Origin of the sequence: Klebsiella sp. RHBSTW-00484, assembly GCF_013705725.1 — a bacterium.
In the GTDB taxonomy this organism is placed as follows: Bacteria; Pseudomonadota; Gammaproteobacteria; order Enterobacterales; family Enterobacteriaceae; genus Klebsiella.
The window spans coordinates 6,172,285-6,188,323 of sequence record NZ_CP055481.1; the positions used below are offsets into that span (position 1 = coordinate 6,172,285).

15 protein-coding genes are annotated in these 16,039 nt (G+C 52.6%); 7 read left to right on the forward strand and 8 right to left on the reverse strand.

The features are described 5' to 3' along the window. Nucleotides 1-51: 51 nt before the first annotated feature. The 4 genes from HV213_RS29025 to HV213_RS29040 form a co-directional block, all read right to left on the reverse strand. On the reverse strand, nucleotides 52-642 hold the full coding sequence (locus HV213_RS29025; RefSeq protein ID WP_181484235.1) for a DapH/DapD/GlmU-related protein: 591 nt from the start codon (nucleotides 640-642) through the stop codon (nucleotides 52-54). Between the two features lie 55 nt (nucleotides 643-697). Then, nucleotides 698-1,963 carry an MFS transporter gene (locus HV213_RS29030; RefSeq protein WP_181484236.1) on the reverse strand — a complete coding sequence of 422 codons (1,266 nt, stop codon included), beginning with the start codon at nucleotides 1,961-1,963 and terminating at the stop codon, nucleotides 698-700. A 41-nt stretch (nucleotides 1,964-2,004) separates the two neighbouring features. Beyond that, nucleotides 2,005-4,128: an alpha-galactosidase gene (locus HV213_RS29035; RefSeq protein WP_181484237.1), complete on the reverse strand. Its 2,124-nt coding sequence runs from the start codon at nucleotides 4,126-4,128 to the stop codon at nucleotides 2,005-2,007. Between the two features lie 114 nt (nucleotides 4,129-4,242). Continuing rightward, nucleotides 4,243-5,238 (reverse strand): substrate-binding domain-containing protein, encoded by a 996-nt coding sequence (locus HV213_RS29040; protein WP_181484238.1) that lies wholly within the window; start codon nucleotides 5,236-5,238, stop codon nucleotides 4,243-4,245. A 522-nt stretch (nucleotides 5,239-5,760) separates the two neighbouring features. Between HV213_RS29040 and HV213_RS29045 the strand changes: the two genes are divergently transcribed. The 5 genes from HV213_RS29045 to HV213_RS29065 all read left to right on the forward strand — a co-directional run bounded on the left by HV213_RS29045 (nucleotide 5,761) and on the right by HV213_RS29065 (nucleotide 12,944). Next, entirely contained in the window at nucleotides 5,761-7,020 is a 1,260-nt protein-coding gene (locus tag HV213_RS29045) for an MFS transporter (RefSeq protein WP_181484239.1), read from the forward strand. Nucleotides 7,021-7,056: 36 nt separating this feature from the next. After that, the gene (locus tag HV213_RS29050) at nucleotides 7,057-8,184 is read left to right on the forward strand and encodes a LuxE/PaaK family acyltransferase (RefSeq protein WP_181484240.1); all 1,128 of its coding nucleotides are present in this window, start codon (nucleotides 7,057-7,059) and stop codon (nucleotides 8,182-8,184) included. 1 nt (nucleotide 8,185) lies between these two features. After that, nucleotides 8,186-10,594, forward strand: coding sequence for an acyl-CoA reductase (locus HV213_RS29055; RefSeq protein WP_181484241.1), 2,409 nt, complete (start codon nucleotides 8,186-8,188; stop codon nucleotides 10,592-10,594). An 89-nt stretch (nucleotides 10,595-10,683) separates the two neighbouring features. After that, nucleotides 10,684-11,970: a phenylacetate--CoA ligase family protein gene (locus HV213_RS29060; protein ID WP_442788175.1), complete on the forward strand. Its 1,287-nt coding sequence runs from the start codon at nucleotides 10,684-10,686 to the stop codon at nucleotides 11,968-11,970. Next, nucleotides 11,967-12,944 (forward strand): GNAT family N-acetyltransferase, encoded by a 978-nt coding sequence (locus tag HV213_RS29065; protein ID WP_181484243.1) that lies wholly within the window; start codon nucleotides 11,967-11,969, stop codon nucleotides 12,942-12,944. Before HV213_RS29060 ends, HV213_RS29065 begins: the two co-directional genes overlap by 4 nt. On the opposite strand, the gene HV213_RS29070 is transcribed toward HV213_RS29065, so the two are convergent. Next, nucleotides 12,866-13,414, reverse strand: a complete 549-nt coding sequence (locus tag HV213_RS29070; RefSeq protein WP_181484244.1) for a helix-turn-helix domain-containing protein — start codon at nucleotides 13,412-13,414, stop codon at nucleotides 12,866-12,868. The genes HV213_RS29065 and HV213_RS29070 overlap by 79 nt on opposite strands. Nucleotides 13,415-13,514: 100 nt before the next feature. Here HV213_RS29070 and HV213_RS29075 point away from each other — a divergent pair, with 100 nt between their 5' ends. Continuing rightward, complete coding sequence (locus HV213_RS29075) at nucleotides 13,515-14,174, forward strand: AzlC family ABC transporter permease (RefSeq protein WP_181484245.1); 660 nt, start codon at nucleotides 13,515-13,517, stop codon at nucleotides 14,172-14,174. Next, the gene (locus tag HV213_RS29080) at nucleotides 14,174-14,497 is read left to right on the forward strand and encodes an AzlD domain-containing protein (RefSeq protein ID WP_181484246.1); all 324 of its coding nucleotides are present in this window, start codon (nucleotides 14,174-14,176) and stop codon (nucleotides 14,495-14,497) included. The genes HV213_RS29075 and HV213_RS29080 overlap by 1 nt, the downstream gene beginning before the upstream one ends. Nucleotides 14,498-14,552: 55 nt before the next feature. Here the strand turns inward: HV213_RS29080 and HV213_RS29085 are convergent, their stop codons facing one another. The 3 genes from HV213_RS29085 to HV213_RS29095 form a co-directional block, all read right to left on the reverse strand. Beyond that, on the reverse strand, nucleotides 14,553-15,137 hold the full coding sequence (locus tag HV213_RS29085) for a P-loop nucleotide/nucleoside kinase family protein (protein WP_181484247.1): 585 nt from the start codon (nucleotides 15,135-15,137) through the stop codon (nucleotides 14,553-14,555). Further along, the gene (locus tag HV213_RS29090) at nucleotides 15,134-15,571 is read right to left on the reverse strand and encodes a PTS sugar transporter subunit IIA (RefSeq protein WP_181484248.1); all 438 of its coding nucleotides are present in this window, start codon (nucleotides 15,569-15,571) and stop codon (nucleotides 15,134-15,136) included. Before HV213_RS29090 ends, HV213_RS29085 begins: the two co-directional genes overlap by 4 nt. A gap of 155 nt (nucleotides 15,572-15,726) precedes the next feature. Beyond that, complete coding sequence (locus HV213_RS29095; RefSeq protein WP_181484249.1) at nucleotides 15,727-15,996, reverse strand: hypothetical protein; 270 nt, start codon at nucleotides 15,994-15,996, stop codon at nucleotides 15,727-15,729. Between the last annotated feature and the right edge of the window lie 43 nt (nucleotides 15,997-16,039).

Genomic DNA, 16,039 nt, shown 5'->3' on the forward strand with positions numbered 1-16,039 from the left:
TTCTAATTATTTATATAAGATGGATAATTTAAGTTATTATTTAATATATTATCACCCCGCAAATAGCTGATATTTATTTTTATCCTCATCGGTAATGTCTCTTAATACTCGACAAGGCACCCCGACGGCCACTATGTTTGCCGGTATTGAGCGGTTAACCACGCTTCCGGCGCCAATCACTGAGTTTTTCCCGATAGTGACGCCAGGATTAATAATCACCCCGGTACCCAGCCAGACGCCATCTTCAATAACTACCGGCAGAGAAAACTGCTGCTGGGTATGGCGCAGCGTCGGATGCACAGGATGCCCCGCAGTGGAAATGGTGACGTTTGGCGCAAACATGACATTATTGCCGATAATAATCTCAGCATCATCGACCAGCGTCAGATTGAAATTCGCGTAAAAATTATCGCCAATGGTGGTGTGAATACCATAGGCAATATTAATCGGCGGTTCTATCCAGCACTCTTTGCCCACGTTGGCAAACATGCGCTGGATAATATCGTTTCTTAATTCCTGATTAAAAGGATGCGAGTGGTTATATTCATAAGCCCGCGCCTTACCCATCAGCCGCTGCTGCGGCAAGCCATATCCTGAATCAATATACAGCTCGCCGCTGTTCATTCTTTCCTTCATATCCATAGTGCAAACTTTCCTCATCTATTCAGCACATCCCTGTGAATTATCGTTCTCTTTTCTAAACCGTCATGGCGTTATCGCTAATCTTTTCTGACTTGGCCTTACCCGATAAGGTAAAAGCGGATATTAGCGTGACGGCCAGGGCAATTCCGCCGAGGATCATATAGGTGTCCTGGAAGCCGATCCGGTCATACATATTCCCGGCAAAAGCAGAAAGGAAAATCGCTGCCACCTGTTTGGAGAACTGGAAACCGACCAGGTAAATCGTCGCCGACAGGCGGACATCAAACACGCCGGTAATATATTTAAATGCGCCCACCAGCAGGAACGGTACTTCCAGCGCATGGAGCATTTTCAGGGCCACCACTTCCGCAGCGGTCGTGGCGAACGAGGAACCAATCATCCTTGCCGCCATCACCATCCCGGCAATCAGCAGCGTGTTCTTCGCCCCGATGCGGTTAATAATCCACGGCGAGCTGAACATAATGATCGCGTTACAAATTTCCCCGGCAGTGGTCGCAAAACCAAAGGCGCGGGTACCCGATTCCGGGGTAGCGAAGAAGGATTTAAAGAAGGTGGCAAACTGCTGATCGAAGACGTCATACACGCACGCCACGCCCACCACGTACAGGATGAACATCCACATTTTGCGCTGACGGAACATGCTCACGGCGGTTTTTAAATCCACTGCCGGGCGATTCGCGCCCAAAGAATCCATCACCTGGGCGCTCTGGCTGGCCTGCGGTTTGGCGATAGCCACCAGCACGACCAGCACCAGCGCGGCAGCCGATCCCATCCAGAACACCCACTCGGGATTCACACTGAACAGCATTCCTGCCGTGGTCGCGCACAGCGCCCAGCCGAGGCAACCAAAGGTACGCGCCTTACCGTATTCAAACCCGCTATTGCGGCTCACGCGTTCGATATAGGCTTCCATCGCCCCGGCTCCGGCGGAGAAAACAAAGCCGATATAGGCCCCACCGCTCAACGCGCCGAGCCAGATATTGGTTTTCAACAGCGGCGCAAAAACGTAGAGGAAAAAGGGGGCGATCAGCACCAGCAGCACGGTCACTATCCACATCAGGTGCTTTTTCAGCCCGAGCTTATCGGAAATCACGCCCAGGATGGGCTGAAAACAGATAGCGAACAGCGACAGGCTGGAGAAAACGATGCCGGTCTCGGTTTTATTCAGGCCGATGACATCCGATAGCCAGATCGGCAAAAACGGAAAGCAGGTGGCCATAATGAAGAAATAGAGAAAGAAGAACAGCCCGAAAATCCAGAAATTGGGGTTGTTTTTATGGGTACAGACGGTCGGGTTCATTGTGTATTCCTCAAAAAGGGCCGACTCGCGGCCCGTCACCATCAAACGCGTTGCAGGCCAATCAAAATGGCGCTTTCCGGGTCAAGGATTGGCAGCGCCAGTCCCGCCTGTTGTAACCACTCGCCGCTTACGGTCTGCGGCGTTGTCATCCATTCCGGTAGCTTACGCATCGTATGGCCGCCCTCTCCGGTAATTTGAATATTCGGATGATCGAGCACCGTCACCTGATAGCGCGCGCCTGCGTCCAGTCCCGCCACGCGCAGCGGCGCCATCAGGGTGTAATCCGGCATCGCCAGCTGGCTGACGAGGAAAATCGCCTGGCTCTTATCCTCACTCACCACGCCGTTCGCCAGCGTCGTGGCATCCGGCATATCAACTCGCCACTGCACGCCATGATGAATCACATCGCGCCACTGCTTGTGCAGCGCGGCGTATTTGCGATACCCCGCGCGTTCTTGTTCATCAGCGCTCACCGGGTCCAGCTCAAGGCCCATATGACCGAACAGCGCCGTCAGGCCGCGAAAAGCGATACTGTGCTGACGGAAGGTGGCGTGGCAATGGCGGTTGCCGATGTGCGCGCCCATCACTTCAGGCGGGAAGAAGTAACTCATGCCGCGCTGGATGGTATTGCGCTCCAGGGCATCGTTATTGTCGGAAGCCCAGAAGCGGTGGCTGCGCTTCAGCACTTCATAGTCAATACGTCCGCCGCCGGAGGAGCAGGACTCAAATTCGATATGCGGGAAACGAGCCACCAGCGTATCCAGCAGGCGGTAGAACTGGCGGGTCTGCGCATCGGCGGCGGCTTTGCCGTTATGCCCGGGCTGCACCAGCTCGCGGTTCATATCCCACTTCACATAATCTACGGCGTGCTCACCCAGCAGCCAGCTCATCCGCTCCAGCAGATAATCAAAGGCTTCCGGGATATTCAGGTTCAGCACAAACTGATGACGCCCAGGAATCAGCGTATAGCCCGGCAGCGCCAGCACCCAATCCGGATGCGCGCGATATAAATCCGAATTCGGGTTGATCATTTCCGGCTCAACCCAGATGCCAAACTCCATTCCCAGCGACTTCACGTGGTCGATAACCGGGGTCAGGCCGTTAGGATATTTTTTCTCATCGAGATACCAGTCGCCGAGCGCCGCCCAGTCGTCGTTGCGCCCTTTAAACCAGCCGTCATCGATGATAAAGCGCTCAACCCCCAGCTCCGCCGCCTCATCCGCCATGCGCATGATGTACTGCGGGTCGTGGTCGAAATAGATCCCTTCCCAGGTATTGAGGTGCACCGGGCGTGGTTTGTTATCCGGGAAGCGAATAATCTGTTCGCGCAGGTAGCGGTGGAACTGCTGGCTCATGCCGTTCAGCCCTTGCGCCGAATAGCTGGCGTAGAGGTTCGGGGTCCACAACGTTTCACCTTCCGCCAGCGCCATTTCGCCCGGCAGGTAGAGGGCTTCCGCCTGCAGATAGCGGCGACCATCGGTTTTAACTTCTGCCCGCAGACGGTGGTTGCCGCTCCAGCCCAGATGTACGCCCCACACTTCGCCTTGCATCTCGCTAAAAGCCTGGCTGCCGGTAATCAGCGCCGGGAAATGTTCGTGGGAGGTGCGCCCACGTCGGTTTTCCAGCACAAAGCTGTCGTGTTCGAGAACCAGACGATGGGGCTGGAATTCGCGGATCCAGCGGCCATGAAAGGCCATCACTTCGCGGGCGCGCTCGGCGACTGGCAGAGTAATCGCCAGACGGTCTACCTGCCAGGGCTGCACGCGCAGGTTGGTTAAACCATGGCGAACGCTCAGTACGCCGCTGCTATCAAGCTGGATTTCGCTGCATAGCCGCAGGCCTGCCTGCGAGTCTTCGCTGGTGATGGTTAAATTTTGCCCATCCTGCACCACATCGGTGGTGGTGAAAATTGGCGAGGCATCCAGTCCCTGGCGATGGCCTTCGATGCCCGGCGCGCCGAACAGGCCGTGGCCCAGTTCGGCCATTAAGGTCACTGGCGTGTCAATATCCAGACGACCGTTGGCAACCGGGCGGGCAATACTCGCCGCATCCTGCGGCGAAAAGTGGCTTAAGTGCGGCCCCCAGTAGATAATTTCGGCGAACGGATGGGTTTTTATCACCACATCGGCGGCTGCGCTTTGCAGGCGTAAAATCGAATCAGACATCAGACATCTCCACAACAAGGAATGCCTTACTGTTGATCCGAAACGTTTCGGGTGCCAACCAAAACGTTTCGGATCCGTGATCGAGTTCAGGAAATTAATCTAAAAAGGGGTGAATCAGGCGGTTTCGCCGGGTATGAATTCAGGCTGCCAGAGTACCTGGAGAGAGGCGAGATCGTCACCCGCAATTAGGCGGCGAACCATGCTGGCTATCTGGCGACCCACGCCCTGCCGGGTGGATTGAATCACCGCGCCAACCTGGGTCTCAATGATGCTGTCCTGCGGCAAGCCATCGTAAACGACTAACGCGACGCGATTTTCGCCAGTGAGGCGCCCCTGCTGGGCAAGAGCCATCGCCGCGCCGTCGCCGTGGCTGTTGCAGTCGGTGACGATCGCGGTGGGAGGCTCGGGTAAACGCAGCAGCTCCATCGTCGCCTGAAACCCGCTACGCCGGGTTGGCGTCACGCTGCGCAGCCAGTCCTCAGCTAATCCGGCCTCGCGTAGCGCTTGCAGGTAGCCGTTACGACGCTGAGTGATAAACGCCTGATTGTTATTTTCGCTCAACAGCGCGATACGCCGGTGCCCCTGGCTAATCAGGTGGCGGGTGGCGCGATAGGTTCCGGCCTGATTATCAAAATCAAACCAGGCGTAGGGCTGCGGCAGACGGCTACGGCCCATGGCAAGGAAAGGGAAGCCAGCTGATAGCAACTGCGTCAGACGTGGATCGTCATCCAGAGTATGCGCGACGATTAACGCATCGACGCGTCGGCTCTGCACCATACGCATATACCCGTGCTTGTCGGCCTGTTCATCGTCGGCAATCAGCAGTAAATCAATCTCATAGCGCGCCAGCTCGTGGCTAATTTCGCCGACCAATTCGAGAAAAACATTGTTATTCAACAGCACTGGACCCACGGGAAACACGAGGCCAACGGCGTCAATTTTACCCATCTTCAGGCGACGGGCGAAGGTATTCGGGCGATATCCGCGACGCTGTGCTTCCGCTTCCACGCGAGCGCGCGTCTCCTGCGACACGTCGTCATAGCCGTTTAACGCACGACTGACGGTGGTCACCGAGATCCCAAGTTCTTTAGCAATGGCTTTCAACGACATAAGTATCCCTGTCCTCGCGGGAGAATGCGGTAGTGTCCCGCAATACGGCCATGGCGTCCAGCAAGAGCGACAAAGCGCCGATGGCACCGGGACAGAACATAATCAGACATAACAGCTTCAGGAGAAGAGCATTAAATCAGCTCAAGAAGCGTTCTCGTAAGTTTAAGGGCTATTAATATATAAAAGATCTATACGCACACTAATGTTTATTCAATCTGAACATACTTGAACCAAAACTTTTTGTTATATAAAAATCATAATGTTAAAAAAAATCATTGTGTTCGCTAAAGCATAAAGAAGAGAGTGCACCATCAAAAAGTCGTTTCCTTTTGCCGTTAAATTATTTTATTTATATATTATTCAATCATGAACTATATCCCATAATTATATCATTAAATATGAAGTAAAGATGAACACAATCTCTTCATTGATATTTCTCAATTAACCATTAATTGAGAAAAGATTTAAAAAAATTAAATGCTATAAACGAAAAAAATTACCGAACATTTTCCACAGGATTTTATGTTTAGTTCACTGCTCTCTATTTCATCGCGGCGTGCTTTAATATTTTGCCTTTTCCTTTCTATGTTTGAACTACTAACTTATATTGCCAGCGATGTTGTTATGCCGGGAATGTTATTAGTCATTGCGGATTTAAATGCTGAGCCTTATTATATCCCCTGGTCTCTAAATGCCTACCTTCTCGGCGGAGTTGCGTTTCAATGGTTAATTGGTCCTCTATCAGATAGATTTGGCCGACGGCCTTTACTACTAATCGGCTGTGCTATTTTTTCTATTTCCTGTCTAGTAACACCGTGGGTTAATAACATCCAGATTTTCACTTCTCTTCGTTTTATTCAAGGTATGGGGCTGGGGTTTGTTGTGGTGGTCAGCTATCCGGCCTTACAGGAGGGGTTTAAAGAATCAGACGCCATACGCTTAATTGCTATATTCGCCAATATCGCGTTACTTTCACCATTATTTGGGCCGCTAGTCGGTAGCATTTTACTTTCATATATATCATGGCGAATGATTTTTATTGTTATCGCGATTATGGCGGCGCTGACCTGGTTCGGTTTGTTACGCTGGATGCCGGAGACAATCGGAGTAATGCGTAACGATGGCAGTAAAATTGAATACCAGCCGTTACAAGTAAAAACCATTGCTCGCGCTTACGGAGAACTGCTTAAAAACCAACGTTGTATGTCCGGCAGTATTGTGCTTGGCCTGACTGGGCTTCCGCTAATGGCGTGGATAGCGCTATCCCCTCTGCTGTTAGTGCACAATCTAAATATGAGCATGATGGAATATGCGCTATGGCAGTTACCTATTTTCGGCGCTTTGATTGCAGGTAATATCGTGCTTAACTACAGCGCTAAAAAATTCAAGACGGAGCGATTATTATATTTTTCACTTTTCCCTGTTTTTATCGGTATAATTCTGGCGCTGATAATAACTCTAATTTTCCAAAACATTATTGCCTTAATTTTTGGCATGGCCATTTATGCTTTCGGCCTTGGCATCTGCAACGCCACACTGTACCGCCTGACTCTATTTTCCAGCGAACTTGGGAAAGGTTGTGTATCGGCAATGATAGGAATGATTTCTGTCGCTATTTTTAGTGTCGGGGGCGCATTAATGGCTGCATTAGGCGCAGGCGATAGTCTTTGCGCATATATTATCGCGGCTATTTTCCCGATACTGGCAGCATTGTTAATTATGCTTAAAATGTTCAGCCACCAACTTAAGAATAAAATGAAAGCAACCGCACCAAACCATTAATTACCCATGAACGACTTATTATTAAGGATAAATAAAATGGTCACTCTATCCAGCGTTGATGCCCTCTGTACAATCAACACCCCTTATTGTGAAGACGGCAATTCACAACGACTTTTTGATGCCGCCATGCATGAAATAGTCGCCTTTCACGTAGCGAATACACCAGGTTATAGCCAATGGCTCACCCATCATAATATTCAACCAGATGCAGAAAATATAGATTCGTGGTCGCAGCTGCCGCCAATTTTTGCCAACTACTTCAAACAAAATTTGCTAATCAGTCGGTCTGGACAGGATGCGCTAGAACTCACCTCCTCCGGTACCAGCGGGCAGAAAAGCCGTATGCGCTATGATGAGCGCAGTATTGGAGCCGCGCAGGGAATGGTCGATCGCATTTTCCGCCACTATGGCTGGGAAACGCCTGATGCTCCTTGCAACTACCTGCTCCTGAGCTATGAACCCGCTGGTAACATCACTCTCGGCACCTCTTTTACTGACCAGTTCTTGTGTAAATACGCTCCCGTTAATCACGCCGTTTACGCATTGCGTCACACCGGAAGCGGGCATGAATTCGACTCTTACGGTGTTATTCGCGCTTTACAGGAGTTTGCTGAAGAGGGGTTACCGGTAAGGATCCTGGGGTTCCCGGCATTTATGTGGTTCATACTCGAACGCATGCGTGAAATGCATCTGCCAGCGCTCCAACTTCATCCTCAATCGTTAGCTTTTTTTGGTGGAGGCTGGAAAACGCATGCCGACCGGGAAATCCCTAAATCTGCATTTTATTCTCGACTGACCCAGCAACTCGGGATTTCGGATAGTCGATGCCGCGACGGCTATGGTTCCGTTGAGCACTGCGTGCCTTACATTGAATGCGCACATCACCATTTCCATATTCCTGTTTATTCCCGCGCCTGGATCCGCGATACCGCCTCTCTGGCGGTGAAAGATTATGGACAGAGCGGTTTTATACAATTTGTGTCGCCTTATATCACTTCCAGCCCTGCGCATAGTGTGGTCATGAGCGATCTTGCGGTACTGCACTGCGCCAAAGAATGTGGATGCGGCGCGACAACGGATTGGTTTGAGCTGCTTGGCCGGGCCAGTCGTAACAAAGCACGTAGCTGCGCACTGGCGGCATCAGAACTTATTAAGGGAAAATAATATGTATCTCATTCAGGGAAAAACCTATCCATCGTTCACGCCAGATGAGGCCCTGGCCCTGTTGACGAGCAAGTTGGATAGCGCGCTGAGCCAACCGCCGCGCCCAGAAATCGTGCTAACTTGCGCTGGGCTTTTTATCGAACAGCTAAAAGACTGCGCTTTTATTCCGCAGTTGGGCCCGGTTTATCGGGAAGAAATCAGAAAATTTTGCCAACCTGAAGCGCTACGCCATAAGCTCGAACATGAGCTGGGTGATAATCCCTTTTCCGTACGCCGCATTAACTACCGTGAGCCACAGTTTGAGGGCTGGCGTCCTCTGGGCGTCGTAGTGCATATCACCCCAGCAAATGCGGAACTGCTCCCCTTCTTTGCAATAGTAGAAAGCCTTCTGGTCGGTAATATTAACTGGCTGCGCCCAAGCTCCAGCGAACAAGGAATGACAATTCAGCTGCTACATGCGTTTATCCATTGCGATTTAACGGGTCATTTGGCGAACTTCGTCGCTGTTGTCCCCGTAGAGACAAAACGCCTGGACCTGTTACTTGCCCACGCCGATGGAGTATCAGCTTGGGGTGGCGATACCGCGCTTGGGGCGATTCGCCAACAGCTCCCTGACGGGTGTCGGTGGATACCCTGGGGACATAAAATCAGCTTTGCCTGGCTAAAACCTGATGCCATTAATGAAGAAAGCCTCCTTGCGCTGGCAGATGACGTTTGCTGTTTTGACCAGCAGGCCTGTTCCAGCCCGCAAATCGTTTTTGTTGATAGCGATGATTCTGCAGTATTGCATGATATTGGCAGAAGGCTGGCGGAGGCCATGCAGCACCGTCACGCGCTGTGGCATCCGTTAATTCCAGATGAAAAGGCGGCAGCAGATATCACCAGTACCATCGCCTTCGCGCAGCTGGACGCTGTGTTTTCTGGTGCGGACAACGCTCTACTGGCAGGAGACGGTTGGCGCATCATTCAGCAACACACCTCGGCTATTACGCCATCACCACTCTTTCGAACCGTATTGCTACGGCCGCTACCGCAACATAAAGTGATGCAAACGCTGCGCCCCTGGCGTACCCACCTGCAAACCTGCGGATTGGTTGCCGCCGATAGGGATATTATTCCCCTCAGCCAACTGTTGCTGGCCGCTGGCGTCAATCGAATTTGCCCCGTAGGTAAAATGCATGAGAGCTACCACGGCGAACCTCATGACGGCATTTATGCCTTGAGCCAACTGGCTCGCCGGGTCACGGTTACGCTGGATGCCAATGTCCTGTCGCAACAAGCCAGGCTCGACCCAAACCCGCCGCCGCCGATATTGTCGGCCCCGCAGCCCATTATGGATAAAACGGCATTCTTACAGCACTCCATGCAGCCCAGCGCCCAGCTTTTCTTTCGCAGCGGCGGCAGCAGCGGTGTGCCTAAACTCGCTGGTTTTACCTATCGCGACTATCACCGCCAGATGCAGGCCGCCGCCGCAGGCATGTTCGCTGCCGGGCTGGACCCCGTGCACGACAAAGTGCTCAATCTCATGTATGCGGGCAATCTCTATGGCGGCCTGCTCAGTTTTTTTACCGTACTTGAAATGCTAGAGGTCACCCATCTTCCAATGGGCGGGCCTCATGATGATGACTATCACGAGATCGCCCAAACGATTGTGAATCAGGGGGTCACCACGCTCATTGGTATGCCCAGCACGCTGTATCAGCTATTTACGCGAGAAGAGGCAATTTTACGCGACTACGGCGGCATTCAGAAACTCCTGCTAGGAGGAGAGCATATGGGAGCCGTTCAGCGTGACTACATTCAGGGTTTTGGCGTAACCACCATCCGTTCAGCCCTCTATGGCTCCGTTGATGCCGGCCCTCTGGGGCATGCATGCAGCTATTGCCCGGATGGAGTGTTTCACTTAATGGCTGATATTCAGTGGCTGGAAATTGTCGATCCGCTCAATGATCTGCCTGTCGCGCCTGGTGAAGCTGGGCGTCTGCTCTTTACCTCGACGGCCCGCGAGGGTCAGAAGATTATTCGTTACGACATAGGCGATACCGGCCGTTGGCTGCCCGGCGAATGCCCTTGCGGCGCACCCAGCCCCCGTTTTGAACTTTTGGGCCGCCACGGTAGCCTGGTGCGTATTGGCACAATGTTTATTCAGCCCCAGCGACTGGAGACGCTAGCTAATGCACCCATCCAATTGCTTCTTAAACATAATCCAGACAATGGGCTTGAATGTATTCAGATATTAACTGAAGGCAATATCGAAACTGTCAAAAAACAGGTCTGCACCGACCCTGAGCTCGGAATGGCGTTGGACGCCAATATGCTGGAGTTAGACGTTATTAACTGTTCTTACTCGGAATTTGAACGGCATGCACAAAGCGGTAAAACGCCGCTGGTCATTGATAAACGCCGTTAAGCGAGTCCCTACTGAACAGTTCACTATAAGGATATTTGTACATGATAACATCAGAGAGCGCCGACCTCCTTGAGCCGGCATTACCTCACATGGAAGAAATGACCGGAAGTCCACTAAGTCTTGAGCAACTTGTCCAGGTCGTTCGCCGTCGTTCGCCTTTCTATGCCGAACACTATCGCCATCTTGCCGCCAGCGGCTGGCAGCTAACAGACCTGCCGCTCATCAACCCCAAACGTTACTGGGAGGAGAGCCAGGGTCTGCAAAACTGGCCGGTACTCACCGGGCCTGTGGAAGATGGTATTGTTTTTAAGACTGGTGGCACCACCGGTGGCGGCAAGCTGTCCATTTTTTCCCGCCAGGAATGGCGCTCATTCGTCACTAGCTTTGGTCGTAGCCTCTCCAGCCAGATCAAGCCAGGGGCACGAGTAGCAAATTTATTTTTCGCTGGTGATTTGTACGCAAGCTTTCTTTTCATTCATGGCGCTCTTTCACACATGTCGACACCGGTATGTGAGTACCCTTTCACCGGAACGCTTGAATCACAAAACCTTACCGAACAAATCATTCAGCATGATATTAGCGTACTGGTAGGCGTACCGGCGATGTTGCTGCAATATGCGGCAGAACTCACTAGAAAAAACTGTCTTCTACCCGGAATTGAAACCATCCTCTACGGCAGTGAGAGCCTTTTTACAGAACAGCTACAGCTGCTGAAATCAGCATTTCCAAACGCACGTATCGCCTCCATAGGCTGCGCTAGCGTTGACGCCGGACTCATCGGACTCAGCTCTCCAGATTGCCTGGCAGGCGAACATCGGGTTTTTGAACCCGAAACCATCGTGGAGATTATTGATGAAGCGACAGGTGAGCCAATTAATGAAATCAATCGTTCCGGAATGCTGGTAGTCACCAGCCTCACCCGCACGCTAATGCCGCTGATTCGCTATCCGGTAGGCGATCTGGCCGCCTGGCGAGAACCTTCTGGAAGCAAAAATCGCAAGTTTATTTTGCAAGGGCGCAGCAGCCTCGGCCATCGTTTACGGGTTGGTTATGCATCCGTGTTCCCTGATGAAATAGCGGTGCTCATTACGGAAAAATTGGGTAATCAGCAGTGGCAACTAGTACTGGAACATGACACTCACCGCGATCGTCTGACCTTACGTATCGCTTGTTCCGGAACGCGAGACCAGGCGAATACGCTATGCAGTACGTTAGTCGCCAGAGATCATGCTCTCGCGGAGCTGCAGACCGCCGGACAATTGATCATTCAAGTTCACTGGTGCAGCCAGGTTGAACTCAGTCGTAATACCCGAACGGGTAAGCTACTGCGGGTGATCGATAAACGTGTCTACCTCGCACAGGAGACGGTGAAGTGATTGGAATAAGAGATTTTCAACGACAAGACAGCGAGGCTATCAGCGCTCTATTCCGAACGGTTTATGGCGAGCGCTATGTATATCCTGATATCTATATGCCCAGTATGATTAGCTGGCATAACGCACAGGGGCACTGGCACAGTGCGATAGCCGAACAAAACGGAACTATCATTGGTCATGCCGCATTATGGCAGCATGACACGGATAAGGAGGCCGCCGAGCTGGCCATGTTCGCCGTGCACCCTGTCATCAGAAACCGAGGAGTTGCCACTCAGCTTGGCAAACATTTGCTTCTTATCGCGAACAAGCTCGGTCTTGGCACGTTAACGATCAAAATGGTATCCAGCCATCAACACTCTCAGCGTCTGGCAAAAACGTTGGGTTTTCACTCAACGGCATTGCTCAGAGACTACGTCCCTTCTCCCTTCCAGTCGGGCCAGCGGGAAAGTATTATCCTGGGCGTATTGCTGTTACAACCGCGACCCGTACCGCTTGCCGTGGACGATAGCCGCCATGACTGTTGGATAAACTTGCTAAAGGAAAAATTCGGCACGGCTCATATCCCGCCTGCCAGAGAAACCATCGCTGCGCCTGTTGAAATATCAATTTGTGATGATCGGGTGGATGTGACGATTAATAAATCAATATCGCAGACGGTCAATGAGATATCCCGGCTCCCCGACTGCAAACTGATTCATATTCGAGTGCCCATCGATGGCTCTTTGATGTCGCTACGACAAAGGCTATGGCAGGGAGGATATACAGATATGGGCCTGGCGCCATCAGCTGAGGGTAGATGGTTCTGGCTGTTGCAACGAGGCTATCGTTCCCAACAACTCGAACTATCCTGTCCTATCGCTATTGCCCTACAGAAAATGAACTGCGCCGAGCATTGTCAATTCTGCTCGGCCACCAGCAGCGCCTGGGTATCCGGCTCCAGCGCCTGGAAAAGGTGCTCTCGATCGGCCGGATAGCAGATGTAATCCCCTTCCCCCAGTTCTTCCGGCGCTTCCGTCAGGCCAACTCGCGCGCGTCCCTGAGTGATAATAATATGCTCCACTGACCCCAGCGGATGCGGCTGTGAAATGCGGTCCGCTCCCGGCTGGGTCAACAAGAGATAGATATCGCGCCGTGCACCCGGCGGGCATGCAGCCAGGAGGATCGCCTGATAGTTTGCCTGCTCGGCGATAACTTTCGTCCCCTCGCCGCGACGGATCACCTGAGTGGTATTGACCTGCGGTTCCAGCAGACGAGCGAAGGGAATATCAAGAGCCACGCAGAGCGCCCACAGGGTTTCCAGGCTCGGGTTGCCGTTAGCGGATTCCAGCTGCGATAACGTCGATTTAGCAATTCCCGCCCGCCGCGCAACTTCGGCGAGGGAAAGCCCGGTGCGCGCACGTTCACGTACCAGACTTTTGGCAATCAGGCTAATTGGCTGGGTCATACACGGCTCCGTGTTTTTTATAACGAACGATTCGTTCGTCTTGAAATGCGATTCTGTTGCGTTCATTATAATGGAAATTCGTTCGATATGGCTAAAGAGTATGAAGCGGCACTTCGCCAGCCTCAAAGGCGACACCATTAAAGCAATTTTTTTAGTCTGCCTGGCGGTTGGCATCGTCGGCATGTCCTACGGCTCGCTGGCTATCGCCTATGGTTTTCCCATTTGGGTGCCTTTTGTCCTCTCGGTTTGCGTGCTGGCAGGTGCCTCTGAGTTTATGTTTATTGGGATTGTCGCCAGCGGCGGCAACCCGTTGGCAGCGGCAGCGGCCGGTTTACTGGTTAACGCCCGCCATATTCCTTTCGGCGTCACGGTACGCGATCTGGTCGGCCAGCGCGCCGCCAGCTTCCTCGGTTGCCACATCATGAACGACGAAAGCGTGGTTTTTGGTCTGTCGCAGAAAACCCCCGAACAGCGCCGGGCTGCCTACTGGCTATGCGGTCTGGGCGTGGCGCTGATTTGGCCACTGGGAGCGCTCCTGGGCGCGGGCGTCGGCAAGTTGCTTCCGGCTCCGGAAACCATCGGCCTTGATGCGGTATTCCCGGCGATTCTGCTGGCATTGGTCGTTCCGGCATTTAAAAACCGTACTACCCTTATCCGCGCCTGTAGCGGAGCGGTGCTATCTCTGGCCGCCGTGCCTTTTGCGCCGGTTGGCCTGCCGGTCCTGCTGTCGCTGTTTGGCCTGCTGGCGAGGAAAAAGTAATGGGTAACATGACGCTGTTTATTGTCGGTATCGCCGTGCTATCTCTGGGAACCTATTTAATGCGTTTAGGTGGGGCAAAGCTCGGCAGCCGTTTAGCCTTTTCTGAACGCTCCCAGGCACTGCTCTCCGATGCGGCGACGGTGCTGCTCTTTTCCGTCGCGCTGGCGACCACCTTTTATGAAGGCGAACATTTTGCCGGCATGGCGCGGGTGCTGGGCGTGGGCTTCGCGGTGTTCCTCGCCTGGCGCAAGATGCCGCTGATTGTGGTGATTATCGCCGCCGCCGTGGTAACGGCGCTGCTGCGGATGGCGGGAATGTCTTAGGCCGGATATCCAGGCGGCATCCGGCCATCAGGCTCACCAACGCCGGATGGCGACGCTAACGCGTCTTATCCGGCCTACAGTTTTCATTCCCTATCTGTATTTCAATCCACTCATTTAAGAGTCCAATGTCTGGTAGCTGTCGTTGATCTACCGTAAATACCGGTCCCAGGCGCATCGGTTGCGCCCGTTCGGCAAGCGCGTGAAGCTCCGGGAGATACTCTTCACCCGGATGTCCCGGTTTGCGATCCTGCAACCGCGTGGCGTAGCGTGATACCGCAAGCTCTGGCGAGATGTGATTCCAGACCTCAAGGACCTTTTCAACGCCAGCCTGCTGGAGCAGTTGCTGCAATGTTTCACGCGGCTGAAAACCAAACCATGCGTCTACCAGCCAGACGCAGCCCGCTGGAGACTGACCGACAATCGACCAGATAACCTCATAGGCGGCGCAGCCCAGCTGCCGGTTGAAGGGTCGATCAATATCAGTAAAGCGCGCCATAAAGGGCTCTTTAATACCGTCAATGGTCAGCAGCGGCAGATTAAATGCTGCCGAGAGCTGCCGGGTGACGGTGCTTTTACCCGATGCGGGAATGCCGTTAATTAAAATCACCGTTTTGCAGCCTGGAGTAAGGTGTCTCTTCATAACAGCGCGACGACCTCCTCCCGGCTGCTGGCGGCCCGCAGCTTCGTCATCGTCTCATTATTATCGAGTAACGCGATAATAGCGCGGATCCCCTCCTCAATATGGGCATTGCTATCTTGCGCGCCAAACATAATGACAATGTCCACCTTCTCGCTGTCGGCAAATTGAATCGGTTTATTCAGCACCACCAAACTAAAACAGTTGCGCTTTACGCCGCACTCCGGACGGGCGTGAGGGATCGCCACCCCTTCATCAAAAACGTAGTACGCACCATGATGCAGAGTATTATCAATGACCGCCTGGCCGTAATCCGCCGAAATGTATCCTTTTGCTACCAGCGGACTGGCGGCCAGATGAATCACCTTCTGCCAGTCGGACTCCGTGACGCCGACCTGAATGGCATCGGCCTCAATAAGTAATTCTTTTATTGTCATTACGACTCCTTAAGAGCCTATATCAGTAGGCGTTATCGGTGCAGGCAGTTTGGACACAGACAGCGCGGAAAAACCGAAGCGTACACGTAGTACGTGAGGATTTTGAGCACTGCCCTGGTTCAAACTGGCAAACAAGATAGCCTAATGAACAGGTTCTAAATATTGCGGCGAATAATGTTACGTAACTCATCAATGCGAATAAAAAGCGCATCTATTTCTTGCCGATGTGTTTTGCTTTTGGCATACACCGACAGCGCACGGTTATAAATCAGCATTAATGCTTTCTGTACTTCGCCATTGCCGGGGTTGCCCTGTAATTCGCCTTCCAGCCGGGTTATTTCCTCCGCCAGCTGGCTGGCCTGTTGGTCATAATCCTGCGGCGGGTTATTTTCTTTTTTCCACAGCGTTTTTAAAGATTCAAACATAGCGAGCTCCTCCCTGACGAACTACAGGGCAACGAATATCATT

Bases quoted from the DNA above. Each gene is read 5' to 3' on its own strand.
- HV213_RS29025 (WP_181484235.1), bottom strand. From the start codon at position 642: ATGGATATGAAGGAAAGAATGAACAGCGGCGAGCTGTATATTGATTCA.
- HV213_RS29030 (WP_181484236.1), bottom strand. From the start codon at position 1,963: ATGAACCCGACCGTCTGTACCCATAAAAACAACCCCAATTTCTGGATT.
- HV213_RS29035 (WP_181484237.1), bottom strand. From the start codon at position 4,128: ATGTCTGATTCGATTTTACGCCTGCAAAGCGCAGCCGCCGATGTGGTG.
- HV213_RS29040 (WP_181484238.1), bottom strand. From the start codon at position 5,238: ATGTCGTTGAAAGCCATTGCTAAAGAACTTGGGATCTCGGTGACCACC.
- HV213_RS29045 (WP_181484239.1), top strand. From the start codon at position 5,761: ATGTTTAGTTCACTGCTCTCTATTTCATCGCGGCGTGCTTTAATATTT.
- HV213_RS29050 (WP_181484240.1), top strand. From the start codon at position 7,057: ATGGTCACTCTATCCAGCGTTGATGCCCTCTGTACAATCAACACCCCT.
- HV213_RS29055 (WP_181484241.1), top strand. From the start codon at position 8,186: ATGTATCTCATTCAGGGAAAAACCTATCCATCGTTCACGCCAGATGAG.
- HV213_RS29060 (WP_442788175.1), top strand. From the start codon at position 10,684: ATGGAAGAAATGACCGGAAGTCCACTAAGTCTTGAGCAACTTGTCCAG.
- HV213_RS29070 (WP_181484244.1), bottom strand. From the start codon at position 13,414: ATGACCCAGCCAATTAGCCTGATTGCCAAAAGTCTGGTACGTGAACGT.
- HV213_RS29075 (WP_181484245.1), top strand. From the start codon at position 13,515: ATGAAGCGGCACTTCGCCAGCCTCAAAGGCGACACCATTAAAGCAATT.
- HV213_RS29080 (WP_181484246.1), top strand. From the start codon at position 14,174: ATGGGTAACATGACGCTGTTTATTGTCGGTATCGCCGTGCTATCTCTG.
- HV213_RS29085 (WP_181484247.1), bottom strand. From the start codon at position 15,137: ATGAAGAGACACCTTACTCCAGGCTGCAAAACGGTGATTTTAATTAAC.
- HV213_RS29090 (WP_181484248.1), bottom strand. From the start codon at position 15,571: ATGACAATAAAAGAATTACTTATTGAGGCCGATGCCATTCAGGTCGGC.
- HV213_RS29095 (WP_181484249.1), bottom strand. From the start codon at position 15,996: ATGTTTGAATCTTTAAAAACGCTGTGGAAAAAAGAAAATAACCCGCCG.